Annotated in this window: 21 protein-coding genes; 5 read left to right on the forward strand and 16 right to left on the reverse strand. The window is 55.7% G+C overall.

Annotated elements, in window-relative coordinates:
- Positions 1–30 precede the first annotated feature (30 nt).
- From cobB to lolC, 5 genes are read right to left on the reverse strand one after another with little or no spacing between them, the layout of a single operon-like run.
- Entirely contained in the window at positions 31–852 is an 822-nt protein-coding gene (gene cobB, locus ACOTZP_RS12880; RefSeq protein WP_022647760.1) for a Sir2 family NAD+-dependent deacetylase, read from the reverse strand.
- Positions 853–866: 14 nt separating this feature from the next.
- Positions 867–1,778: an N-acetylglucosamine kinase gene (nagK, locus tag ACOTZP_RS12885; protein ID WP_023299807.1), complete on the reverse strand. Its 912-nt coding sequence runs from the start codon at positions 1,776–1,778 to the stop codon at positions 867–869.
- A gap of 54 nt (positions 1,779–1,832) precedes the next feature.
- On the reverse strand, positions 1,833–3,077 hold the full coding sequence (gene lolE / locus ACOTZP_RS12890) for a lipoprotein-releasing ABC transporter permease subunit LolE (protein ID WP_023299806.1): 1,245 nt from the start codon (positions 3,075–3,077) through the stop codon (positions 1,833–1,835).
- Positions 3,077–3,778: a lipoprotein-releasing ABC transporter ATP-binding protein LolD gene (lolD, locus tag ACOTZP_RS12895; protein WP_032624471.1), complete on the reverse strand. Its 702-nt coding sequence runs from the start codon at positions 3,776–3,778 to the stop codon at positions 3,077–3,079. The genes lolE and lolD overlap by 1 nt, the downstream gene beginning before the upstream one ends.
- A complete protein-coding gene (gene lolC / locus ACOTZP_RS12900) occupies positions 3,771–4,970 on the reverse strand; it encodes a lipoprotein-releasing ABC transporter permease subunit LolC (protein ID WP_017384712.1) in 1,200 nt (399 codons plus the stop codon). Before lolC ends, lolD begins: the two co-directional genes overlap by 8 nt.
- 256 nt (positions 4,971–5,226) lie before the next feature.
- On the opposite strand from lolC, the gene ACOTZP_RS12905 reads away from it, so the two are divergent.
- From ACOTZP_RS12905 to ldtC, 3 genes are all read left to right on the forward strand, one after another.
- A complete protein-coding gene (locus ACOTZP_RS12905) occupies positions 5,227–6,300 on the forward strand; it encodes an acyltransferase family protein (protein ID WP_180242954.1) in 1,074 nt (357 codons plus the stop codon).
- 145 nt (positions 6,301–6,445) lie between these two features.
- Positions 6,446–9,892: a transcription-repair coupling factor gene (mfd, locus tag ACOTZP_RS12910; RefSeq protein ID WP_023305875.1), complete on the forward strand. Its 3,447-nt coding sequence runs from the start codon at positions 6,446–6,448 to the stop codon at positions 9,890–9,892.
- 144 nt (positions 9,893–10,036) lie between these two features.
- Positions 10,037–11,002 (forward strand): L,D-transpeptidase LdtC, encoded by a 966-nt coding sequence (gene ldtC, locus ACOTZP_RS12915; protein ID WP_271075105.1) that lies wholly within the window; start codon positions 10,037–10,039, stop codon positions 11,000–11,002.
- A gap of 75 nt (positions 11,003–11,077) precedes the next feature.
- On the opposite strand, the gene bhsA is transcribed toward ldtC, so the two are convergent.
- On the reverse strand, positions 11,078–11,335 hold the full coding sequence (gene bhsA, locus ACOTZP_RS12920) for a multiple stress resistance protein BhsA (RefSeq protein ID WP_006809234.1): 258 nt from the start codon (positions 11,333–11,335) through the stop codon (positions 11,078–11,080).
- A 245-nt stretch (positions 11,336–11,580) separates the two neighbouring features.
- Here bhsA and comR point away from each other — a divergent pair, with 245 nt between their 5' ends.
- Positions 11,581–12,216, forward strand: a complete 636-nt coding sequence (gene comR, locus ACOTZP_RS12925; protein WP_022647753.1) for a TetR family copper-responsive transcriptional repressor ComR — start codon at positions 11,581–11,583, stop codon at positions 12,214–12,216.
- Between the two features lie 59 nt (positions 12,217–12,275).
- Here the strand turns inward: comR and ACOTZP_RS12930 are convergent, their stop codons facing one another.
- The 8 genes from ACOTZP_RS12930 to hinT form a co-directional block, all read right to left on the reverse strand.
- Positions 12,276–12,815: a glycine zipper 2TM domain-containing protein gene (locus ACOTZP_RS12930; protein WP_017384715.1), complete on the reverse strand. Its 540-nt coding sequence runs from the start codon at positions 12,813–12,815 to the stop codon at positions 12,276–12,278.
- A gap of 194 nt (positions 12,816–13,009) precedes the next feature.
- Positions 13,010–14,314: an NAD(P)/FAD-dependent oxidoreductase gene (locus ACOTZP_RS12935; RefSeq protein ID WP_017693633.1), complete on the reverse strand. Its 1,305-nt coding sequence runs from the start codon at positions 14,312–14,314 to the stop codon at positions 13,010–13,012.
- A gap of 236 nt (positions 14,315–14,550) precedes the next feature.
- On the reverse strand, positions 14,551–15,093 hold the full coding sequence (ycfP, locus tag ACOTZP_RS12940) for an alpha/beta hydrolase YcfP (protein ID WP_022647750.1): 543 nt from the start codon (positions 15,091–15,093) through the stop codon (positions 14,551–14,553).
- A gap of 31 nt (positions 15,094–15,124) precedes the next feature.
- A complete protein-coding gene (nagZ, locus tag ACOTZP_RS12945; protein WP_271075104.1) occupies positions 15,125–16,150 on the reverse strand; it encodes a beta-N-acetylhexosaminidase in 1,026 nt (341 codons plus the stop codon).
- An 11-nt stretch (positions 16,151–16,161) separates the two neighbouring features.
- Complete coding sequence (thiK, locus tag ACOTZP_RS12950) at positions 16,162–16,986, reverse strand: thiamine kinase (RefSeq protein WP_271075103.1); 825 nt, start codon at positions 16,984–16,986, stop codon at positions 16,162–16,164.
- A complete protein-coding gene (lpoB, locus tag ACOTZP_RS12955) occupies positions 16,967–17,611 on the reverse strand; it encodes a penicillin-binding protein activator LpoB (RefSeq protein WP_085929697.1) in 645 nt (214 codons plus the stop codon). Before lpoB ends, thiK begins: the two co-directional genes overlap by 20 nt.
- A gap of 13 nt (positions 17,612–17,624) precedes the next feature.
- Entirely contained in the window at positions 17,625–17,999 is a 375-nt protein-coding gene (locus ACOTZP_RS12960; protein ID WP_022647747.1) for a YcfL family protein, read from the reverse strand.
- A 1-nt stretch (position 18,000) separates the two neighbouring features.
- Positions 18,001–18,360: a purine nucleoside phosphoramidase gene (gene hinT / locus ACOTZP_RS12965; protein WP_006809243.1), complete on the reverse strand. Its 360-nt coding sequence runs from the start codon at positions 18,358–18,360 to the stop codon at positions 18,001–18,003.
- 353 nt (positions 18,361–18,713) lie between these two features.
- Here hinT and fhuE point away from each other — a divergent pair, with 353 nt between their 5' ends.
- Positions 18,714–20,903: a ferric-rhodotorulic acid/ferric-coprogen receptor FhuE gene (gene fhuE, locus ACOTZP_RS12970; RefSeq protein ID WP_032622149.1), complete on the forward strand. Its 2,190-nt coding sequence runs from the start codon at positions 18,714–18,716 to the stop codon at positions 20,901–20,903.
- A 138-nt stretch (positions 20,904–21,041) separates the two neighbouring features.
- Here fhuE and ptsG read toward each other — a convergent pair whose 3' ends face one another.
- Positions 21,042–22,475, reverse strand: a complete 1,434-nt coding sequence (ptsG, locus tag ACOTZP_RS12975) for a PTS glucose transporter subunit IIBC (RefSeq protein WP_006809245.1) — start codon at positions 22,473–22,475, stop codon at positions 21,042–21,044.
- A 298-nt stretch (positions 22,476–22,773) separates the two neighbouring features.
- Positions 22,774–23,568 (reverse strand): metal-dependent hydrolase, encoded by a 795-nt coding sequence (locus ACOTZP_RS12980; RefSeq protein WP_023299800.1) that lies wholly within the window; start codon positions 23,566–23,568, stop codon positions 22,774–22,776.

Here is a 23,568-nt window from a genome sequence, read left to right on the forward strand (position 1 = left end):
CAACGGGCGACGCAAGGTCGCCCGTTACCCTTACAGCCCCTTCAGGAGTTTATCCACAAAGGCTGGTACCACCTCGCTGGCCAGACCGTAATGCTTCTCTTCAAACTCACTCCCGACCTGGCTTGGCTCCAGATTAAGCTCCACCGTATGGGCACCTTGCAGTCGCGCTTCGTGAACAAACCCCGCCGCAGGATAGACATGTCCTGAGGTACCAATGGCGATAAAGACGTCCGCCATGGCCAGGGCGCTGTAGATCTCATCCATTCCCAGCGGCATTTCGCCAAACCAGACCACATGGGGACGCAGACGCGAAGGGAACTGACAGCAGTGGCAGCGGTCTTCGTCCAGCACGTCCTCTTTCCACTCCAGCACCTGCCCACTCCATGCGCACCGCACCTTGAGCAGTTCGCCGTGCATGTGAATGATGTTGTGGTTTCCGGCTCTTTCATGAAGATTGTCGATGTTTTGCGTCACCAGCAGAAAACGATCCCCCAGCGCCTCCTCAAGCTTTGCCAGCGCCAGGTGCGCCGCGTTTGGCGCAATCTCCGGCTGCTGAAGCTGGCGACGACGGGCGTTGTAAAACGCCTGAACCAGCGCCGGATCGCGGGCGAAACCTTCCGGCGTCGCCACATCTTCTACTCGGTGTTCTTCCCACAGCCCGTCCGCCGCGCGGAAGGTCTGAATACCGGATTCGGCGGAGATCCCCGCCCCGGTCAACACCACCACTCTGGGTTTATCCATCGCTTCTGGCATCATCCTGTCTCTGAAAAAGATCCGCTGACGCAGGCGTTCACGTAAGCGGCGTTTATTTTTGCGAAAACGGCTGAGTCGACCCTGGCGACGCGACAGCATAGTAACCTCGTAAACTAATCGGTGAGATGAAGGAATGCGGCTCCGCGCATGCCTCCTGCGTCCCCGTGTCGCGCACGCTCAATGCGCGGCACGCGGGCGACCGGCAATAAATGTCGGGGCAAACGCCCGGACAGCTGTTCCGTAATCGCAGTGAAATTTGACAGCCCTCCCCCGATCACCAGCAGATCCGGGTCGACGATGGTCAGGATATTCCCCAGACACACCGCCAGCAAATCAAGATAGCGCTCAACGTGCTCACGCGCCTGCGCGTCTCCCTGCTCCCACAGCGTAATGATTTGAGGGGCCTCAAGTTTCTGATGATAGAAGTGTTCATAAAGCCATGCAAACCCGCGCCCTGAAAGGTAACTCTCAATGCAGCCGTGCTGACCACAGCCGCAGCGGGTAAGCGGGAAATCACGACCAACGACGTCCAGCGCATCCACCGGCAGACGGATATGACCAAATTCTCCGGTAATGTAGCTGCGCCCGGTTATGGGCTTACCGTTAATGACAATCCCGCCACCGACGCCCGTTCCGAGGATCAGCCCCATCACCAACGGATAGCGACGAAACTCGTCGTCCCAGGCCTCTGAGAGAGCAAAACAGTTGGCATCGTTGTCTAAGCGCACGTCGCGCTCAAGGAGAGCAGAAAGATCGGCACGCAGGGGTTTGCCGCTGGCAGCAGGAACGTTGGCGGCATACAGCGTGCCGTCGTCGGTTTCGGGCATACCCGGTATACCAATGCCGACGCTGCCTTTTACCCCAAAGCGTTCATCCGCCTGCGCCACCAGCGCGGCAATGGCGGTTAAAAATTCATCGTAGCTATCGCGCGGCGTAGGCACGCGGGTTTCCCATTGTAGCTTAAGGTCTTTATCGAACACGCCGAGCGCAATCTTGGTGCCGCCAATATCAAATCCGTAATACATGATGCATTCCTCTGTTTGATTCAGCGGCCAAAAGACCGCTAAACCATGACGAAATTACTGGCCACTTAATACCCTCGCCGGATCAATTCGGCTTGCGCGACGCGCCGGATACCAGCTTGCCAGCAGACTCAGTAAAAGTGCTGTAACCAGCACATAAATGACGTCCAGCCAGTGCAGTTCAGACGGCAGGAAGTCAATAAAATAGATATCGCCTGACAGGAATTGATGGCCAATAAGCGCCTCAATCCCGTTGATAATCGGCGTCAGCTGAAGAGACACCACCACGCCGATGACCACGCCGCAGAGGCTACCAAACAGCCCCGCCAGCAAACCGTACCAGACGAAGATGGCGCGAATAAGACCGTCTTTCGCCCCTAAGGTACGCAGCACGGCAATGTCGCCGCTCTTGTCCTTAACGGCCATGACCAGCGTCGAGACGATATTAAAGCACGCCACGCCAATCACCAGCACCATCGCCAGATACATAATCGCGCGGATCATCTGGATATCACGGTACATATACCCGTAAGTGCCGATCCAGCTTTTGATGTAGACATAGTTATTGGTCACGCTGCCAGCGTCACGCACCAGTGTATTGGCGTTGAAAACGTCGTTAACCTTAATGGCAATGCCCGTCACGCTGTCACTCATATCCAGATACTGGCGCGCATCTTCCAGCGGCACCATCGCGAAGCTGTGATCGAGCTGGCCGCTCAGCTGCAAAATACCGGTGACGTGCAGACGCACGCGCTTAGGCTGCTGCAATTTGTGATCAGCGCTGGCGTTCGGGATCATGATCGAGACCCAGTCGCCCTGCTTCACCTTCAGTGCATCGGCAACGCCTTTGCCCATGATGACCTGCTGTTCGCCAGCCTTAAAGTTTGCCCATGCGCCATTTTGCACATAGCGAGGCAGCGCGCTCAGACGCTCCTCCTGACGTGGATTCACCCCTTTCACCTGAATGGCGCGCAGGTTTACCCCGCTCTCTACCAGCCCGGTAAAGTTGATGTAAGGTGCAGCCGCCGCAATGCCGGGTACCTTTTCCACTTTGTTCAGGGCATCACGCCAGCTGGACCACGGCTGGTTAACCGGCTCGATTTCACCGTGGGGTACAACGGCCAGAATGCGGTTATTCAGTTCGCGCTCAAAGCCATTCATGGCGCTTAAGCCCACGATTAGAACCGCCACGCCCAGGGCGATACCGATGGTGGAGATCACGGAGATAAGGGAAACCATCCCGCTCCGGCGACGACCGCGGCTAAAGCGTAACCCAATGAGTAACGATAACGGTGAAGCCATTACTCCGCTCCCATCAGCGTCAGTTCTGCATTCAGACGACCGTCGCGCATTTCCAGCTGACGGCCCATCCGCTTAGCCAGCTGCAAATCGTGCGTGACCACCAGAAACGCGGTTCCCTGCGCGGCGTTCAGTTCGCCGAGAAGCTGGAAAATGCTGTCTGCGTTACGCGCATCGAGGTTACCTGTCGGTTCATCCGCCAGCACCAGGCGCGGGTTGTTGACCAGCGCACGGGCGATGGCCACACGCTGACGCTCGCCGCCGGAAAGCTCAGACGGACGATGATTCCCGCGATGACCCAGCCCTACCGCGTTTAGCATGTCGCTGGCGCGGGCATTGATTTCTGCGGGTTTCTTTTTACCAATCAGCAGCGGCATTGCGACGTTTTCCAGCGCCGTAAAGTCCGGCAGCAGGTGGTGGAACTGATAGATAAAACCCAGCTCACGGTTACGCAGCTCAGCTTTCGCCGTAGACGACATTTTACTCAGCGGCTGCCCGGAAAAGATCACATCGCCTTCGGTTGGCGTGTCCAGCCCGCCCAGCAGGTGCAGCAGCGTACTTTTGCCGGAGCCGGAGCTGCCAACAATTGCCATCATCTCGCCTTCACCCACGCTAAAGCTCACATTGTGCAGCACGTCGGTCTGCACAGCGCCTTCCTGATAGCGTTTGGACAGGTTGTCGCACTGCAACAGGATCTTATTCATAACGTAAAGCCTCAGCGGGTTGAGTGGCGGCAGCCCGCCAGGAAGGATAAAGCGTAGAGAGCAGCGCAATAGCCATCGCGGCCAGCGCAATACCGACCACCTGGAGCGGCTCGATAGCCACCGGCAGCGCCGCACCATCAAGCAGCGCGCCGATAATCGGCATGAGATTGTTGAGCTGGCTGGCGAGCAGCGCACCCAGCGCCGCGCCGAGCAGCGCGCCGATGATGCCAGCGCTGGCGCCCTGCACCATAAATACAGCCATGATCTGGCGCGGCGTCAGCCCCTGGGTTTGCAGAATGGCGACTTCGCCTTGCTTCTCCATCACCATCAGCCCGAGCGAGGTGATGATATTAAACGCGGCAACGGCCACGATCAGGCTCAGCAGCAGCCCCATCATATTTTTTTCCATGCGCACGGCCTGGAACAGTTCGCCTTTGCGGTCGCGCCAGTCCTGCCATTTCGTTCCTTCCGGTAGCGTCTGCTGGCTAAGGGTATCCACCTTCAGCGGCGCATCAAGCCACAGACGCCAGCCGGTGATATTTCCCGCCGGGTAGCGCATAAGACGCGAGGCGTCCTGAATGTTAACCAGCATCTGGTAACCATCGACTTCGCTGTTCGCCGCAAACGTGCCAATCACGTTGAACAGGCGCTGGCTTGGCAGACGCCCCATCGGCGTAAACTGACTGGCTGAGGGCACCATCACGCGCAGTTGATCGCCACGGTTGACCCCGAGCTGCCCGGCAAGCTGCTCGCCGAGGATGACGTTGTATTTACCCGCTTCCAGGTCGGTTTGTTTCACATTGACCAGGAACGGCGTCAGCGGATCTTTTTGCGCCGGATCGATACCCAGCATCACCCCGACCGCCACGCTGCGGGCGCTTTGCAGCACCACATCGCCCGTCGTGAGGGGCGCAACGCGCGTGACACCCTGTAACTTCACCGCGCTTTCCGGCAGCTGTTGCGGGTTAACGGAGCCCTGAGTGGAAGAGAGAACGGCCTGCGGCATCAGCCCCAGGATATTGTTTTGCAGCTCGCGCTCGAAGCCGTTCATGACGGAAAGCACCGTCACCAGAGCCATCACGCCAAGCGTAATGCCAATAGTCGAAAGCCAGGAGACAAAGCGACCGAAGCGGTCCGCGGCGCGCCCACGCATGTAACGTAAGCCTATGAAGAGTGCGACAGGTTGATACATGAAATCCGTCTGTTTGCTGATAGCAGACCCACGAGTATATAAGCGAATCCGCTAAGCGTAAATGACTGAAACCGTAAGATTCGGTAATCATTTTTCCGAAAAATTCAGATAAATCATCATGCTACTGACTGAACTTCCGCCATACAGCCTCCACCTTTTCCGAAAATCGTCCTGATACAGACTGTTACCCGTTACATCGGGGTTTCATTTTACAACAATCGACCTTTCGTTTATGGCAACAAGGTCGTCACGCACAATGAAACAAAAAGCATTATGGATTAACCAGATAAAAGGGCTGTGCATCTGCCTGGTGGTGATTTACCACTCGGTGATCACCTTTTATCCTCACCTGGACGGGCTACAGCATCCGTTATCGGGCCTGCTCGCCAAATGCTGGGTCTACTTTAATCTTTACCTCGCCCCGTTCCGTATGCCGGTGTTTTTCTTCATCTCCGGCTATTTGATTCGTCGATATATTGACGAGGTGAACTGGCGCACCAGTCTCGACAAGCGGATCTGGAGCATTGTCTGGGTGCTGGCCCTGTGGGGCGTCCTGCAATGGCAGGCGCTGACCCATCTGAATGCCTGGCTCGCCCCCGAGCGTGAACTGGCGACAGCATCCAATGCGGCCTACGCCGATTCCGTTTCAGGGTTTGTACTGGGAATGCTCACGGCCAGCACCAGCCTGTGGTACTTGTACGCCTTAGTGGTCTACTTCACGCTCTGTAAACTGCTGAGCCGCTGGAAACTGCCGATGCTGGGGCTTCTGGCGCTGGCAAGCATCGCCATTAACTTCCTGCCTTTACCGTGGTGGGGAATGAACAGCGTGGTGCGCAACATGATCTACTACAGCCTCGGCGCATGGTACGGCGCGCAGTTGATGACGTGGATGAAAGGGATGAATTTACGCCGCAGCTGGCTGGTACTTATCGCCTCTGGCGCGGTGTCGGTAGTGCTGTGGTTCGCTAATGTTCCTCTGCCGCTCTCACTGCTGTCGATCGTGGTCATCATGAAGCTCTTTTACAGCTTCGAGCAGCGTTATGCCGTTCATCCCAATAATCTGCTGAACGTCATCGGTTCAAACACCATCGCGATTTATACCACCCACCGCATTTTAATTGAGGCGTTTAGCCTGCTCCTGATTCGCGAAATGAATGCGGCGTACTGGCCGATCTGGGCGGAGTTAACGCTGATTCTGGTCTATCCGTTCGTCAGCCTGCTCGTCTGCACGCTGGTTGGACTGGGCGCACGTAAGCTCTCGACCGCCCTCTTTGGCGACCTTTTCTTCTCCCCTCCCGCACGGCTTTCGCCACAGCTCGCCAGCCGCTAACCTACCCTGCCCCCATCCGGGGGCACTTTTCCTCTTGTGCGGTTACGATTTGCTTATGCATAACGATCGAGGATAATAAAGACATTGCGTATCAGTGATATGCCCCAATACTGTTGGTATATCCCCAAGAGACCCTGACATAGCCATGCCTGAACACTATCGTTTTTCCTTGCCTGTAAAAGCAGGTGACCAACGCCAGCTGGGCGAACTGACAGGCGCGGCCTGCGCCACGCTGGTGGCGGAAATTGCCGAGCGCCATCCGGGGCCGGTGGTGCTGGTTGCCCCGGACATGCAAAACGCCCTGCGCCTGCACGACGAAATTCGTCAGTTCACCGACAGTCTAGTATTCAGCCTGGCCGACTGGGAAACGCTTCCCTACGACAGTTTCTCTCCGCACCAGGAGATCATCTCCTCACGCCTGTCGACGCTGTATCAGCTCCCCACCATGCAGCGCGGCGTGCTGATTGTGCCGGTGAATACCCTGATGCAGCGCGTCTGTCCGCACAGCTATTTGCACGGCCATGCGCTGGTGATGAAAAAAGGCCAGCGCCTGTCGCGCGATGCCCTGCGCGTGCAGCTTGACGGAGCCGGTTACCGCCATGTCGATCAGGTGATGGAGCACGGCGAATACGCGACGCGCGGTGCGCTGCTGGATCTCTATCCGATGGGCAGCGACCAGCCGTATCGTCTGGATTTCTTCGATGATGAGATCGACAGCCTGCGCGTGTTCGACGCCGACACCCAGCGCACGCTGGAGGAAGTGGACTCCATTAATCTGCTGCCCGCCCATGAGTTCCCGACGGATAAAACCGCCATCGAACTGTTCCGCAGCCAGTGGCGCGACAGGTTCGACGTGAAACGTGATGCCGAACATATCTACCAGCAGGTCAGCAAAGGCACCCTTCCGGCGGGGATCGAGTACTGGCAGCCCCTGTTCTTTAACGAACCGCTGCCGGCGCTGTTCAGCTACTTCCCGGCCAATACGCTGATTGTTAACACCGGGGATATCGACGCCAGCGCCAGCCGCTTTGAAAGCGAAACGCGCGCCCGCTTTGAAAACCGGGGCGTTGACCCGATGCGTCCGCTGCTGCCGCCGGAAATGCTGTGGCTGCGTACCGACGAGCTCAACGCCGAGCTAAAACGCTGGCCGCGTATGCAGCTCAAAACCGATTCGCTTGCCGATAAGGCGGCGAACACCAATCTCGCGTTCCGGACGCTGCCCGATCTGGCCGTCCAGGCGCAGCAGAAATCCCCGCTCGATAACCTGCGCAAGTTTCTTGATTCCTTCACCGGGCCAGTGGTGTTCTCCGTTGAGAGTGAGGGTCGTCGTGAAGCGCTGGGCGAACTACTAGGACGGATCAAAGTTGCACCGAAGCGCATTCATCGCCTGAGCGAAGCGACCGGAAATGGTCGTTACCTGATGATCGGCTCCGCCGAACACGGATTTATTGATACGCTCAATAACCTGGCCTTGATTTGTGAAAGCGACCTGCTGGGCGAGCGCGTGGCGCGCCGTCGTCAGGACAGCCGTCGCACCATCAACCCGGACACCCTGATCCGCAACCTGGCCGAACTGCATCCCGGTCAGCCGATCGTTCACCTGGAACACGGTGTGGGTCGCTATCAGGGAATGACCACCCTCGAAGCAGGCGGCATCAAAGGTGAATACCTGATGCTGACCTACGCGAACGACGCCAAACTGTACGTGCCGGTGTCGTCCCTGCACCTTATCAGCCGCTACGCCGGTGGCGCGGAAGATAACGCGCCGCTGCATAAGCTGGGCGGCGACGCCTGGTCACGCGCGCGGCAGAAGGCGGCGGAAAAAGTGCGCGACGTGGCCGCCGAGCTGCTGGACATTTACGCCCAGCGTGCGGCCAAAGAGGGTTATGCGTTTAAGCATGATAAAGAGCAGTACCAGCTGTTCTGCGACAGCTTCCCGTTTGAAACTACGCCGGATCAGGCTCAGGCCATAAATGCCGTGCTGAGCGACATGTGCCAGCCGCTGGCGATGGATCGCTTAGTCTGCGGCGACGTGGGCTTCGGTAAAACCGAGGTAGCAATGCGTGCCGCTTTCCTGGCGGTGGAAAACAACAAGCAGGTGGCGGTGCTGGTGCCGACTACCCTCCTCGCCCAGCAGCACTTCGACAACTTCCGCGACCGCTTCGCCAACTGGCCGGTACGCATTGAGATGCTGTCGCGTTTCCGCAGCGCCAAAGAGCAGACACAAATCCTGGAACAGGCAAGCGAAGGCAAAATTGACATTCTGATCGGCACCCACAAGCTGCTGCAAAGCGACGTGAAGTGGAAAGATCTGGGGCTGCTGATCGTCGATGAAGAGCACCGCTTTGGGGTGCGCCACAAAGAGCGCATCAAAGCGATGCGCGCCGACGTCGACATTCTGACCCTGACCGCCACGCCGATCCCGCGCACCCTGAATATGGCGATGAGCGGCATGCGCGATCTGTCGATTATTGCCACCCCGCCGGCGCGCCGTCTGGCGGTGAAAACCTTTGTTCGCGAGTACGACAATCTGGTGGTTCGCGAGGCGATCCTGCGTGAAGTGCTGCGCGGCGGCCAGGTATATTACCTGTATAACGACGTTGAAAACATTCAGAAAGCCGCCGACAGGCTGGCAGAGCTGGTGCCGGAAGCGCGCATCGCCATTGGTCACGGCCAGATGCGCGAGCGCGAGCTGGAGCGGGTGATGAACGACTTCCACCATCAGCGTTTCAACGTGCTGGTATGTACCACCATCATTGAGACCGGGATCGACATTCCGACGGCGAACACCATCATCATCGAACGCGCGGATCACTTCGGCCTGGCCCAGCTGCATCAGCTGCGCGGGCGCGTCGGGCGTTCGCACCATCAGGCCTACGCGTGGCTGCTGACGCCGCATCCGAAGGCGATGACCACCGACGCGCAAAAGCGTCTGGAAGCCATCGCCTCGCTGGAAGATCTGGGCGCGGGCTTTGCGCTGGCGACGCACGACCTGGAGATCCGCGGCGCCGGTGAGCTGCTGGGTGAAGACCAGAGCGGCTCCATGGAAACCATCGGTTTCTCTCTGTATATGGAGCTGCTGGAAAATGCCGTCGACGCGCTTAAAGCCGGACGTGAACCGTCTCTGGAAGATCTCACCAGCCAGCAGACCGAAGTGGAACTGCGCATGCCTTCCCTGTTGCCGGATGATTTTATTCCTGACGTGAATACCCGTCTGTCGTTCTACAAACGCATTGCCAGCGCGAAACGCGAAGGCGAGCTGGAAGAGATTAAAGTCGAACTGATTGACCGTTTTGGGATATTGCCCGATGCGGCGCGCAACCTGCTGGATATTGCCCGCCTGCGTCAGCAGGCGCAGAAGCTGGGCATTCGTAAGCTTGAAGGCAACGAGAAAGGCGGCGTAATTGAGTTTGCCGAGAAGAACCACGTCGATCCGATGTGGCTGATTGGCCTTCTGCAAAAACAGCCGCAGCATTTCCGTCTTGATGGCCCGACGCGTCTGAAATTTACTCAGGATCTGACGGAACGTAAAATCCGCATGGACTGGGTGCGTAACTTTATGCGTCAGTTGGAAGAGAACGCCATCGCATAACGGTTTCCCCCGCCAGCGCCCGGCTGGTGGGGGACAATTTACAAACTCTTTGCACTTCGCCCGATCTTCCCGACCATACATTCGCCATAATTATCATTAACGCCTTATAAAACAATAACCTTATCATTTGTATGGATTATGATAATGATGATTTCTTCGCGTTTTACCCGCTGGTTAACTGTGGTTGCGCTGGCCGCGACGGTTGCCGTCGCGCTCCCTGCTCGCGCCAATACCTGGCCTCTTCCGCCCGCCGGCAGCAACGTTGTCGGTGAAAACCGCTTTCACGTGGTTGAAAACGATGGCGGTTCGCTGGAAGCGATTGCTAAAAAATATAACGTCGGGTTCCTGGCGCTGTTGCAGGCCAACCCGGGCGTAGATCCCTATGTGCCCCGGGCGGGCAGCGTACTGACGATTCCGCTGCAAACCATCCTGCCGGACGCGCCGCGTCAGGGGATTGTGATAAACCTCGCCGAGCTGCGTCTTTACTATTACCCGCCGGGGAAAAATGAAGTAACCGTCTACCCTATCGGCATCGGCCAGCTGGGAGGCGATACGCTCACGCCGACCATGGTGACCACCGTCTCCGACAAGCGCGCTAATCCAACCTGGACTCCGACGGCAAACATCCGCGCCCGCTATAAGGCACAGGGTATCGATCTCCCTGCCGTGGTTCCCGCGGGCCCGGATAATCCGATGGGGCACCATGCAATTCGCCTGGCGGCATATGGTGGGGTTTATCTTCTGCACGGAACGAATGCGGATTTTGGTATCGGGATGCGCGTCAGCTCCGGCTGCATTCGCCTGCGCGATGACGACATCAAAACGCTCTACCGCGTGATCGCCCCTGGCACGAAAGTGAATATCATCAATACGCCGATTAAAGTGTCTGAAGAGCTGGGTGGCGTCCGTCTGGTTGAGATCCACCAGCCGCTATCGAAAAACATTAATGACGATCCGCAGACGCTGCCGATTAATCTGAATGCCTCTATGGTGAGCTTTAAAACGAATGCAAACACCGATGGCGCAGTGATGGAGCGGGCGATGGAAGCGCGCTCCGGGATGCCAACCGATGTCACGCGGCATCATGAGGTTGCTCAGCAGTCAATGTAAACGGTAATAACGACAAACGCCCTGCATTAGCAGGGCGTTTTTTTTGCAGTGGCATAACGGAGGGTTGCGTTACGCTTATTTGTAGATAACTGCGGTACCGTGCAGGGTGTTAGGACCGGTCACAGAGGTGATGCGGAATGATTTCGCACCCATTTCGTCAGCTTTTTGTGCCAGCTGATCTTCCAGAGAGCCGAGGTTAGTCCCGGCAGTGGCAGAGATGGTACCGACTTTCTGCTGGTCTGCTGGAGTGGATTGCACTTCAACAGCAGCGAAGCTTGCGAAAGAGAGTGAACTCAGAACGGCGGCAGCGATGAGGGTTTTAACGTTTTTCATGATTTTATACCTTTGGGCAGATGATGTAGTGGTCGTTAGTTATTTAGTTAACGATCGATAGGTAAATGATAGATGTGATCCAGGTCACACGTCAACCAATTTTTATAATGGTCGTTAAATTAATTTCATTTTCCTTATATTTCATAAAGATAAAATTAAATTATTTTTAAGAAATCACCGCTGGTCGTCGCAGACGTTTATTTTTATAATGACTATTCAACAAAACAACAGAGGACCAACGGCACATGACAACCGATGTCACGCGTTGCGCAAAGAAAAGCCGTGGCCGACCAAAAGTGTTCGACAGGGATGCGGCGCTCGATAAGGCCATGACGCTCTTCTGGCAGCATGGGTATGAAGCCACGTCGCTCTCCGACCTGGTGGAAGCAACGGGCGCGAAAGCCCCTACCCTGTACGCAGAGTTCACCAACAAAGAAGGCTTATTCCGGGCCGTTCTGGACAGATACATCTCGCGCTTCGCGGCAAAACACGAAGCCCAGCTATTCTGTGAAGAAAAAACGGTTGAGCAGGCATTGCAGGATTATTTCTGCGCAGTCGCAACCTGCTTTACCAGTAAAGACACGCCCGCGGGCTGTTTTATGATCAACACCTCCGCGACCCTCGCGGCATCGTCGAAAGAGATTGCCAACACGGTCAAATCGCGCCATGCGATGCAGGAGGAGACGCTCAGCACGTTTCTGGCTCAACGCCAGCAGCGCGGCGAAATACCGGCGCATTGCCGTCCGCAGGAGCTGGCCCAGTATCTGAGCTGTATTCTACAGGGGATGTCCATCAGCGCCCGTGAAGGCGCGACGCTGGAAAAACTGCAGGGGATTACGCAAACAACGCTGCGCCTGTGGCCTGAACTTCTTAAACTCTGACGCAAAAAAAAGCTCCTCAGCCTGAGCGCATGAGGAGCTAAGTTCAGAGAACATCTTTTTTACACTTTGTTATTCAGTATCAGCTGACCATTGCTGTCGAGAGGGATCTGCGTACCAGGATCTTTATCCATGCGGATTTTGCCCTGCTGATCGCCAATTTTGTAGGTTACGTCGTAGCCCAACATTTTTTCAGACTTGTCATACACGGTTTTACAGCGCTGCTGCGTTGTGGTGTAGGTATCATTTTCCTGCATCGCGCCCTGCACCTGGTTACCGGCATAACCGCCACCCAGCGCACCAACTACCGTCGCGACATCCTTACCACGGCCACCACCAAACTGATGACCAATCACCCCACCAGCAACCGCGCCCAGCACGGAGCCAGCGATACGGTTTTCATCCTGAACCGGACGACGATGGGTGACAGAAACATTACGGCACTCCTGACGAGGCGTCTTGACCGTCTCTTTGATCGGTGTAGCGGAAACCACCTGCGCATACTGCGGGCCACGATCAAGTACGTTCAGACTGGCAACGGCAGCCACACCTAACGCAGCTGCGACGCCAATCCCTATACCCGCCAACATTGATTTATTCACGGGACTTCCTCCTTTGTTGCAATTGGTAGCAATTTTGCAGCGCAATAAACGCTTCGCCAATAAGATAAAGGATCAAAAAACCGGGGGATGAGCTGGGATAGCGTCTGTTTAAGAGAACTCTTAAGCGTCAGGAGCGAAATGCACAGCATGATGTGCTAAGAATTCCCTCCGGAGAGCCCGGAGGGAGGGAGAAATTAATGCAGCTTCAGGCGTGGGCGGATAACGCGGTTGATGCGGCCGACCAGCATCATCAGGCCGGTTTTGAAGTAGCCGTGCAGCGCAATCTGGTGCATACGGTACAGAGAAATGTACACGAAGCGGGCGATGCGCCCTTCCACCATCATGGAGCCGCGCATCAGGTTGCCCATCAGGCTGCCCACGGTGGAAAAGTTTGAGAGCGACACCAGAGAGCCGTGGTCTTTGTAGACATAGGCTTTCATCGGTTTGCCTTTCATCTGCGCCAGGATGTTATGCAGCACGAGGCTTGCCATCTGGTGCGCGGCCTGGGCGCGAGGAGGCACAAACCCGCCTTCCGGACGCGCGCAGGAGGCACAGTCGCCGATAGCGAAGATGTCCGGATCCCGCGTGGTTTGCAGCGTCGGCTCTGTCACCAGCTGGTTAATACGGTTTGTCTCCAGCCCACCGATATCTTTCATGAAATCAGGCGCTTTGATCCCCGCAGCCCAGACCATCAGGTCGGCCTGGATGTATTCGCCGTCTTTGGTATGCAGTCCGCCCTCATCTGCGCTGGTCACCATGGTCTGGGTCAGCACGCGCACGCCCAGCTTGGTCAGCTCGTTGTGCGCCGCGCCAGAAATACGCGGCGGCAGCGCAGGCAGAATACGTTCACCTGCTTCCACCAGCGTCACATTCAGCGCTTCATTAGTCAGTCCTTTGTAGCCGTAGCTGTGCAGCTGTTTGACCGCATTGTGCAACTCCGCCGATAATTCAACGCCCGTTGCGCCGCCGCCCACGATAGCAATGTTAACCTTGCCGTTAGCACCCATGTTGTTGGTGTACTTCAGGAACAGGTTAAGCATCTCCTGATGGAAACGACGCGCCTGATGCGGGTTATCCAGGAAGATACAGTGCTCTTTTACGCCTGGGGTGTTGAAATCATTGGACGTACTGCCCAGGGCCATCACCAGCGTGTCATAGGCCAGCTTGCGCTCAGGAACCAGCAGCTCGCCTTTATCATCACGCAGCTCAGCCAGCGTGATGGTTTTATTTTCACGGTTGATGTCCACCACCGAACCCAGCTGGAACTGGAAGTGGTGGTTACGCGCATGCGCCAGATAGCTGAGCGCATCCACGCCCTCATCCAGCGACCCGGTCGCCACTTCGTGCAGTAACGGCTTCCACAGATGGCTGTGGTTACGATCCACCAGCGTGATTTTGGCTTTCTTACCGCGACCCAGTTTCTTACCCAGCTGCGTCGCCAGCTCCAGTCCGCCAGCACCACCGCCGACAATCACTATCTTTTTCAATGGCGTAGTCAACGTGACCCCCTCAAATTATTAACCAATTGTTAATTAAAAGTTATATAAATAACCCTTAATTAACAACAGGTTACTGCGCTGAAACCATTCAGATTCATTGAGAATAGCACGTCAGGCGCATTGGTCATACCAAAATTGATATGTATCAAGTTTTGATGGTTTAAAAGTAGACAACTCCGACAAAAAAGAGGCCCGGCACGCTTTCACGTACCGGGCCTTTGTCAGGTTCAGGGAGTTCAGCCCAGCGTTTTAAAGGCCTTAATACGCTGCAAGTGCGGGGAAATATTTTTGAACTTGTGGGTCTGCTCTTCGTCCCAGACAATTTCGTAGTAATGATGCAGAAGTTCGGCAGCGCGGGAGCTGTCCAGCGCTTCATCGTTGCGGGAGAGGATCGCCAGACACCGGTCGCGGTTCTTTTCGCGGAAATTGCTCACGCATTTTGTTGCGATATCGGCGTACTCTTCCGGACGGTCAATCTTGCCTTCCATGTTTTCGTTTGGAAACAGGTTAGGATTAAAAATGACCTGACGGATATCGCACAAAAAACCGATGCGCTCTGCCCAGTATCCCCCCAACCCCACGCCGCAGATCAGCGGACGATCGTCGATATTGAGCTGCAACATTTTGTCCACTTCTTTAAGCAGATGCTGCATGTCATGTTTCGGATGACGCGTGCTGTAACTGATCAGCCGGACATCCGGATCGATAAACTGCAATTGCAGCACTTTCTCATGATTACCAGGACTGTTTGAGTCAAAACCGTGTAAATAGATGATCATCGTCTCACCACGCTACGCCTTCCGGGATGAATTAAAGGGCTGCTTTATGTGCCTGCCAGCGCTCGTTCAGGGCTTCAAGCCGGGCGTTTACCGTTTTCCAGCGCGCCGAGTCCATCAGCTCCTGACGACTAAATGAACCTTTATGATACAATTGTGTAACACGTTCAGCATTGATCGGCGACAGGTTATCCAGCACGCTCACCGCCCCTTTACGATTATTGCAGACGAGGATCATATCGCAACCCGCATCCAGCGAAGCCTGCCCACGTTCGGCATAGCTTCCCATGATCGCCGCCCCTTCCATGGATAAATCGTCAGAGAAAATTACGCCATTGAAGCCTAACTCGTGACGCAGCACGGTTTTAAGCCAGTGCGGAGAGCCGCTGGCCGGACGCGGATCAACGTCACTGTAGATGACGTGCGCAGGCATAATAGCGTCCAGCTTGTTATCGGTAATCAGCGAGTGGAAAACAGACATATCTTTAGCGCGAATGTCTGCTTCCGGGCGCGGATCGCGCGGGGTTTCTTTATGGGAATCCGCCGTCACCGCCCCGTGGCCAGGGAAATGTTTGCCGGTGGTTTTCATGCCCGCATCGTGCATACCGTCAATGAAGCGCGTCGCCATTGCCAGCGCGATACGTGGATCGTCATGATACGAACGCTCACCAATTGCCGCGCTAATGTGTCCTACGTCCAGCACCGGGGCGAAGCTGATATCGATATCCATGGCGATCATCTCGCTGGCCATCAGCCAGCCTGCGTCCTGCGCCAGTTGACCGCCCTCTTCAGCACCCAGCAGCGCAGCAAAAGATTGTGCGGCGGGTAAACGGGTAAACCCTTCGCGGAAACGCTGCACGCGTCCACCTTCCTGGTCGACGGCCACCACCAGGCGATTGCGTGACGCCGCGCGGATCTGGCGAACCAGCTCGCGCAACTGCGCCGGATCGTGATAATTGCGGGTGAAAAGAATCAGCCCCCCTACCAGCGGGTGCGCCAGAATTTCGCGCTCTTCCGCATCAAGCTCAAACCCTTCAACATCCAACATTACTGGACCCACACCAACCTCTCTTATCCTTTCGTTTGTAACTGACGCCAGGCATCATTTGCCAGCGCAATAAATTGTTCGTCATCTGTCTGCTGAAGGCGCATTTCAAACCATCCCGCCATCAGCATCAGCACCCACGGACGCCAGCGCGCGACCTGCCGCGCAAGGGTGAGTACATTTATGTTGGCGTTTCGGGCATAGGCGGTTATCAGCTGCACGCGCGAAGCCTCATCAGGCATCCAGACCGCAGCGAGTTCAAGCGCCACGTCACCGTCCCCGGCATATTCCCAGTCGATAAGTTTCTCGCCCGCCGTGGTATGAACGATATTCCCCGCATGGACATCCATATGCAGCGGCGCCAGAAGTAACGCCTTCGGCTCTCCCGCTTTACGCAGCCGCTTAAGCTGCGCCAGCCAGAAGGGCGTGCGTCGTCCAGGCGCAGCCTGCTGCCAATAGCTATCCAGTAATGGAAGTAACGTCACCCGCCAGCCCAGACGCGGCTGTCGATGCAGATGATACAGCATGGCTGCCAGCGTGGGCGTATCGGGAAGCTCGCTTTTGATCTCACCCGCAATAAACGCCACCGTCATCCAGTCCCTGATAAAGAAATGAGGTTTCGGGGCAAGGTCGGCGGGAAGGCGCTTCAGGGCGCGGAACTGGCGACGAAAATGGGCGGCAGGCGCGGCGGCACCGTGATGCTGACGTAAAACCAGCCGATGGTCGCCACGCTCAATAATGCAACTCGCGCCGCCAAGCCCGACGGGGGCTTGCGGCGCGATAACACGGTACTGGGGGAAATAACGCGTCAGGACATCATGACGCGTGCGCTTATTGTTGCGTAACGGCACCTTTACCTGACCAGATAATTTCGCCGGTTTGAACCAGCATTAACTGCATCTGCAACGACGGCGTGTTCACGTTGCCTGTCGCGTTAGAATAAAGGACATACTGCGCGCCAACGTTGCGGGCGATACCAATCGCTTTACTGCGCGAACCCAGGCTGTCCTGAGGCGACAGACCAAGCTGTTGCTTGGCGACCGCGAGCTGCTGGGCTGAGACCAGCGTAAATTTACCGTTGTTTGCCAGCGCGTTGCGCAGAGTTTCCGTCGCTTCTCCCGCATTCAAGGAACCGTTTGTACGGTTGTTCACGCTGTCCACCAGCAGCACACTGCCAGGCGTAACGCCCTGTGCCTGCAACATTTTGCCCACCATCGGCTGCATCGCGCCGTTCCAGTCATAGTGCCGCACTCGCGGCGCAGGCTGCGCGGTATCGTCCGGATGTTCGATCGGGCCAGGCTGCGCCGGAATAGTCGGTACAGACGGCACGGTTGGAACAGGTTGCGCCGGTGTTGTTGGCTGTTCCGTTCCCGGCTTCGCCTGATCCACCGGTGCAGGTTCTTCCGTTCGCGTCACACAGCCTGCCAGAAAGAGTGCGAACGCACTCAGGAGCGCATAACGGCTCATTGTTTTAATCAAGGTTCACTCCTTACAAATAAAGATAAAGTCTCACCTTATGTGCACCCAGATAGCTGGCGCTGCCGTAGAGCGTGACCGACGATCTTGCCGGGACCGTCACGCTACGCGGCGCCTCAAGCGGGTGCATCTCAAGACCTCTCACGTCATACCAGTAGAAGCGATAATGCACCGTCACTGGCTCTTGCCTTTCGTTATAGAGCGTAGAGGAGGCAGAAGACTGGATTTCGCTTATGGTCAACGAAGGATTTTCCGCCGTGATGCCCGCAGCAAGCACTGAGGACTCCATCACCAGCGTCTGTTCTTCACTGACCGGGATGGCGGGACGCGCGCTGCACCCAACCATAACCAGCGTCACGATCAGCGCTGCAATACGCCCAGTTAACATATTAAAGACCTTTATGTGCCAGCATCGGTCCCAGTGGACGTCCACCCAGAAGATGCATATGAATATGATAGACTTCCTGGCCGCCATGGCGATTACAGTTCATGATCAAACGGTATCCATCTTCAGCAATCCCTTCCTGCTCAGCAATTTTCGCGGCCACCGTAAGCATACGGCCCAGCGCAACTTCATGCTCGGTTTTAACGTCATTGACGGTCGGAATCAGAATATTGGGAATAATAAGGATGTGCGTCGGCGCCTGGGGAGAAATGTCGCGGAAAGCCGTGACCAGTTCATCCTGATAGACAATATCCGACGGAATTTCGCGGCGGATAATTTTACTGAAAATCGTTTCTTCAGCCATGACCTTTTCCTTTTAAGTTTAATCTGGCGTCGTGCGTCCGTTGTTAACACACATTGTCTGTTTTACTGTGTGACACAACACAAGAGTATGAGCGAGTTTCTCCTGTCCTTTCAACCTTCTCCCGTGATTTCTTTCCTGATTATCGCCCATCTGGGTGAAGAGGCATCGCTTTAGGACATTTCTTTTCTGAAACCTGATTTCAGTTCATCCCGAAACATCTGTTTACAGCGTTAATCACAATGCGTATATTTCGCATTTGCATTTTCATGCGCATTTTTAACATAGAAAACGACGTCAGCCCGTACTAGCGGGACTGTCGCGCACTACCTTCACCATTCACTAAGGGTTTGATGATGTCTTTCATTAATCACACCAGGGATGGGCAACGTCAGCCTGCCGCAACACCTTCGTTGCTGGCCGCCTGCATTGCTATGGCATTGACGCCAACCACCGCTTTCGCTGCTTCAACAGCCGAAGATACCGTCGTCGTTGATGGGGGTTTTGATAACACACAGGATCTTTCTGCCAGCCAGGATCAGGATTACAGCGTAAAAACCACCACCACCGGCACCAAACTGTTGCTGGTTCCCCGCGACATCCCACAGTCCGTCAGCGTTATCAGCCAGCAACGTATGGCTGACCAGAATCTGCAATCCATCGGCCAGGTGCTGACGAACACCACGGGCATTACGGCGCAGGTGCAGGACAGCGATCGTACCGTATTTTACTCACGCGGATTTTTCGTCAGCAACTACGCCTATGACGACCTTCCAACGTCCATCAGTGAAGTGTGGAACTTTGGTGATACCGCCGCCGATACCGCAATTTATGACCGCATTGAAGTGGTCCGCGGCGCCACAGGCCTGATGTCCGGGACGGGCAACCCGGCGGCGTACGTTAATATGGTGCGCAAGCATGCGGACAGCCAGGAATTTAAAGGCAACGTTTCCGCCAGCTACGGCAGCTGGGACAAGCAGCGTTACGTGCTGGATCTCCAGGCGCCGCTGGTGGAATCAGGTAAGGTACGGGGTCGTCTGATCACGGGTTATCAGGACAACGACAGCTTCGTGGATAACTACCACTACCGGAAGAAATTCCTCTACGGCGTGATGGATGCAGATGTTACCGACAGCACGACCCTCTCGGTAGGGTATGAGTATCAGGAAAGCCATACCGCCGACCCAACCTGGGGTGGGCTGCCGACCTGGTACAGCGACGGAAGTAAGACCAACTACAATCGCAGCCAGACCGTCGCGCCTGACTGGGCCTATTCAGATAAAGACAGCACCCGCATCTTCGCTAACCTGACCCAGCGTTTCGATAATGGCTGGGAAGCGCACATCAACGGCATGCATGCTGAAACCAACTTTGACTCTAAGCTGATGTATATGTCCGGTTATCCGGATAAAGAGACCGGCGCGGGCCTGGTGGGTTACGGCGGCTGGAACCGCGGGGAACGCAAACAGGATGCGGTCGATGCCTTCCTGCGCGGCGGCTTCGATCTCTTTGGCCGTCAGCACGAGATGATGTTCGGCGGCAGCTTTAGCCGTCAGCGTAACCATTACGACAACACCATGCCGGATGCAGTATACGGCATGGTTGATGTCGGCAACTTTAAGAACTGGAACGGGAACATTGCCGATCCGCAGTGGACGCCGTGGAAACTCTACAGCAAGGATGATATTCGCCAGTCTTCAGCCTATTCCTCTGCGCGTTTCTCACTCGCCGATCCGTTGCATCTGATCCTGGGGGCGCGTTACACCCAATACAACATACGCTATAACCCCGCTGGTTCGCCGAATACCCGTCTGGAAAGCACCAAAGATGATGTCACGCCGTATGCCGGCCTGGTGTATGACATCAATGAGGACTGGTCGACCTACGTCAGCTATACCTCTATCTTCCAGCCGCAGGATAAGCGCAATGCCAGTGGACGTTATCTCGACCCTACCACGGGTAAAAGCTACGAAGCCGGGGTGAAGGCAGACTGGTTTAATACCCGCCTCACCACCTCGCTGGCGATTTTCCGCATTGAGCAGGATAACGTGGCCAGCAACACGTATACCTACATGCCGAGCGGTGAGTCGATTTATGAATCGCTGGACGGGGTGGTCAGCAAAGGGGTCGAGTTTGAGCTCAACGGTGCACTGACCGATAACTGGCAGCTGACCTTTGGCGCGACGCGTTACATTGCAGAAGATAAGAATGGCAACGCTGTCAGCTCCGATCAGCCGCGCACAACCATGAAGTTGTTCACTCGTTATCAACTGCCAATGCTGCCGGAACTGACCGTGGGCGGTGGCGTAAACTGGCAGAACAAAGTGTGGACGGACGTGGAAGGCGGTCCGGCAGGACGTTCCCGCGCGGAGCAAGGCAGCTATGGGCTGGTGAACCTGTTCAGTCGCTATCAGGTCACCAAAGACTTTGCTGTTCAGGCTAACGTCAACAACCTGTTCGACAAAGAGTATTACGACTACGTCGGATCGTATGTAGTGTATGGCGCGCCACTGAACGTTTCGGTTAGCGCGAGCTACGACTTCTGAGTATTAAGCCCGGTGGCGCTGCGCTTACCGGGCCTACCCATCACGTAGGCCGGGTAAGGCGCAGCCGCCACCCGGCCCCCCAAACCGAGTAATAAAAAAGGCAGCCATTCGGCTGCCTTAGTCTCCCCAGATCACAGCTTAGTTGTTGCGGATGTACTCATCCATTTCGGTTTTCAGGTTATCGGATTTCGTTCCGAAGATTGCCTGAACACCAGAACCTGCAACAACGACGCCTGCTGCGCCCAGTTTTTTCAGACCCGGCTGGTCGACTTTCGCAACGTCGGCAACGCTCACACGCAGACGAGTGATACACGCGTCCAGGTTAGTGATGTTCTCTTTACCGCCGAAAGCAGCAACCAGAGCAGGTGCCATTTCGCTGGTCACACCGGCTTTGCTGTCTTCCGTTGCATCTTCACGACCCGGTGTTTTCAGGTCCAGTGCTTTGATCAGCACGCGGAAGACGGTGTAGTACACCACTGCGTAGCCAGCACCCACGATTGGGAACAGCCACAGCTTGCTGCTGTTACCGGACAGAACGATGAAGTCGATCAGGCCGTGAGAGAATGACGTACCGTCACGCATACCCAGCAGGATACAGATTGGGAATGCCAGACCTGCCAGTACCGCGTGGATGATGTACAGGATCGGCGCAACGAACATGAAGGAGAACTCGATCGGCTCGGTGATACCGGTCAGGAACGAGGTCAGCGCTGCGGAGATCATGATACCGCCCACTTTTGCACGGTTCTCTGGTTTAGCAGAGTGCCAGATAGCAATTGCAGCGGCCGGCAGACCGTACATTTTGAACAGGAAGCCACCAGACAGTTTACCTGCCGTTGGGTCGCCCGCCATGTAGCGTGGGATGTCGCCGTGGAACACCTGACCTGCTGCGTTGGTGTATTCACCAATCTGCATCTGGAATGGAACGTTCCAGATGTGGTGCAGACCAAATGGTACCAGGCAGCGCTCAATGAAGCCGTAGATACCGAACGCCACAACCGGGTTCTGGTAAGCTGCCCACTGAGAGAAGGTCTGGATTGCCGTACCGATTGGTGGCCAGATGAAGGACAGGACCACACCGGTGAAAATCGCGGCCAGACCAGAAATGATCGGCACAAAACGTTTACCCGCGAAGAAGCCCAGATACTCAGGCAGCTTGATGCGATAGAAGCGGTTAAACATATACGCTGCAATCGCACCGGAGATGATACCACCGAGAACACCGGTGTCCGCCAGGTGCTTAGCGGCAATCTCTTCAGCAGGTAAATGCAGTACCAGCGGCGCAACCACAGCCATGGTTTTCACCATGATGCCGTAAGCAACAACGGACGCCAGAGCGGAAACACCGTCGTTATTGGTGAAGCCCAGAGCAACACCGATAGCGAAGATCAGCGGCATGTTAGCAAAAACAGAACCGCCTGCTTCGGCCATCACGTGGGAAACTACGGCTGGCAGCCAGCTGAAGTTTGCAGAACCGACACCCAGCAGGATACCTGCGATAGGCAGTACGGATACTGGCAGCATCAGCGATTTACCGACCTTTTGCAGGTTAGCAAATGCATTCTTAAACATAATTGAGAGTGCTCCTGAGTATTTGTGCTTTTTTTTACGTTTTCACGCATTGGCCCGGGGGGAGTACCGCGCCGTGGACAGGACATCTAAGCGCCCTTTATTTATTACACAGAGTAAAATAATTCCCTCTGAGTTTGTTTGACGGCTATCACGTTTCAGTTCAAGACGGCCAAAAAACTTGCAGATATTTACATAAAGCATGTCTGGATGTGTCTAAAAACGCCATCACCGCCCCGAATGAGGCGGTGAACTTTACTCGCTTTACTTATTAATTACGAGCCTAAAAATAACAGGTGTATCAGACAGATTGCAGGCGGGCGGGGTCAATATGGAACAGACTGGCGAAGTTTTCCGTTGTCACGCGAGCCAGTTCTTCAATACTGACACCTTTCAGAACGGCCATATACTCAGCGACATCCCGGGTCATCGCTGGCTGGTTCTCTTTGCCACGATGAGGCACCGGCGCCAGGTACGGGGAATCGGTTTCCACCAGAATACGATCCAGCGGAACATAGCGCGCCGCATCACGCAGTTGCTCAGCATTACGGAACGTGACAATCCCCGAGAACGAGATATAAAAGCCCAAATCAAGTAGCTTACCCGCCGTTTCTCTGTCTTCTGTGAAACAGTGTAGTACGCCACCGCAATCCGTCACCTTTTCTTCCCGCAGGATACCCAGCGTGTCGGCGCGCGCATCTCGGGTGTGAACGATAACCGGCTTATTCAGTTCCCGGCCAATGCGGATGTGGTTACGGAAGGATTCCTGCTGGCGAGGTTTCGTTTCCGGAGTGTAGAAATAGTCCAGGCCGGTCTCGCCCATCGCCACTACGCCCTCTTCTGCGGCAAGACGGCGTAAATCCTCAACGTCGTACGCTTCATCCTGATTCAGCGGATGCACGCCGCAGGAGAAGACGACATTATCCCGCTCGCCTACCAGTTCACGCATGGAGCGGTAACCCGGCAACGTGGTTGCCACGGCCAGGCAAAATTTCACATCGCGCGCGGCGGCTTTCGCCAGCACGTCGTCCACATTTTTATGCAGGGATTGATAATCCAGGCCATCGAGATGGCAGTGTGAGTCGACTAAAAACAT

The organism is Enterobacter cloacae complex sp. SYL001 (genome assembly GCF_049237025.1).
GTDB lineage: Bacteria > Pseudomonadota > Gammaproteobacteria > Enterobacterales > Enterobacteriaceae > Enterobacter > Enterobacter intestinihominis.

What these genes read in the sequence shown, in the direction of transcription:
- cobB (WP_022647760.1), bottom strand. Translation starts at nt 852, where the DNA reads ATGCTGTCGCGTCGCCAGGGTCGACTCAGCCGTTTTCGCAAAAATAAA.
- nagK (WP_023299807.1), bottom strand. Translation starts at nt 1,778, where the DNA reads ATGTATTACGGATTTGATATTGGCGGCACCAAGATTGCGCTCGGCGTG.
- lolE (WP_023299806.1), bottom strand. Translation starts at nt 3,077, where the DNA reads ATGGCTTCACCGTTATCGTTACTCATTGGGTTACGCTTTAGCCGCGGT.
- lolD (WP_032624471.1), bottom strand. Translation starts at nt 3,778, where the DNA reads ATGAATAAGATCCTGTTGCAGTGCGACAACCTGTCCAAACGCTATCAG.
- lolC (WP_017384712.1), bottom strand. Translation starts at nt 4,970, where the DNA reads ATGTATCAACCTGTCGCACTCTTCATAGGCTTACGTTACATGCGTGGG.
- ACOTZP_RS12905 (WP_180242954.1), top strand. Translation starts at nt 5,227, where the DNA reads ATGAAACAAAAAGCATTATGGATTAACCAGATAAAAGGGCTGTGCATC.
- mfd (WP_023305875.1), top strand. Translation starts at nt 6,446, where the DNA reads ATGCCTGAACACTATCGTTTTTCCTTGCCTGTAAAAGCAGGTGACCAA.
- ldtC (WP_271075105.1), top strand. Translation starts at nt 10,037, where the DNA reads ATGATGATTTCTTCGCGTTTTACCCGCTGGTTAACTGTGGTTGCGCTG.
- bhsA (WP_006809234.1), bottom strand. Translation starts at nt 11,335, where the DNA reads ATGAAAAACGTTAAAACCCTCATCGCTGCCGCCGTTCTGAGTTCACTC.
- comR (WP_022647753.1), top strand. Translation starts at nt 11,581, where the DNA reads ATGACAACCGATGTCACGCGTTGCGCAAAGAAAAGCCGTGGCCGACCA.
- ycfP (WP_022647750.1), bottom strand. Translation starts at nt 15,093, where the DNA reads ATGATCATCTATTTACACGGTTTTGACTCAAACAGTCCTGGTAATCAT.
- ACOTZP_RS12960 (WP_022647747.1), bottom strand. Translation starts at nt 17,999, where the DNA reads ATGTTAACTGGGCGTATTGCAGCGCTGATCGTGACGCTGGTTATGGTT.
- hinT (WP_006809243.1), bottom strand. Translation starts at nt 18,360, where the DNA reads ATGGCTGAAGAAACGATTTTCAGTAAAATTATCCGCCGCGAAATTCCG.
- fhuE (WP_032622149.1), top strand. Translation starts at nt 18,714, where the DNA reads ATGTCTTTCATTAATCACACCAGGGATGGGCAACGTCAGCCTGCCGCA.
- ptsG (WP_006809245.1), bottom strand. Translation starts at nt 22,475, where the DNA reads ATGTTTAAGAATGCATTTGCTAACCTGCAAAAGGTCGGTAAATCGCTG.
- ACOTZP_RS12980 (WP_023299800.1), bottom strand. Translation starts at nt 23,568, where the DNA reads ATGTTTTTAGTCGACTCACACTGCCATCTCGATGGCCTGGATTATCAA.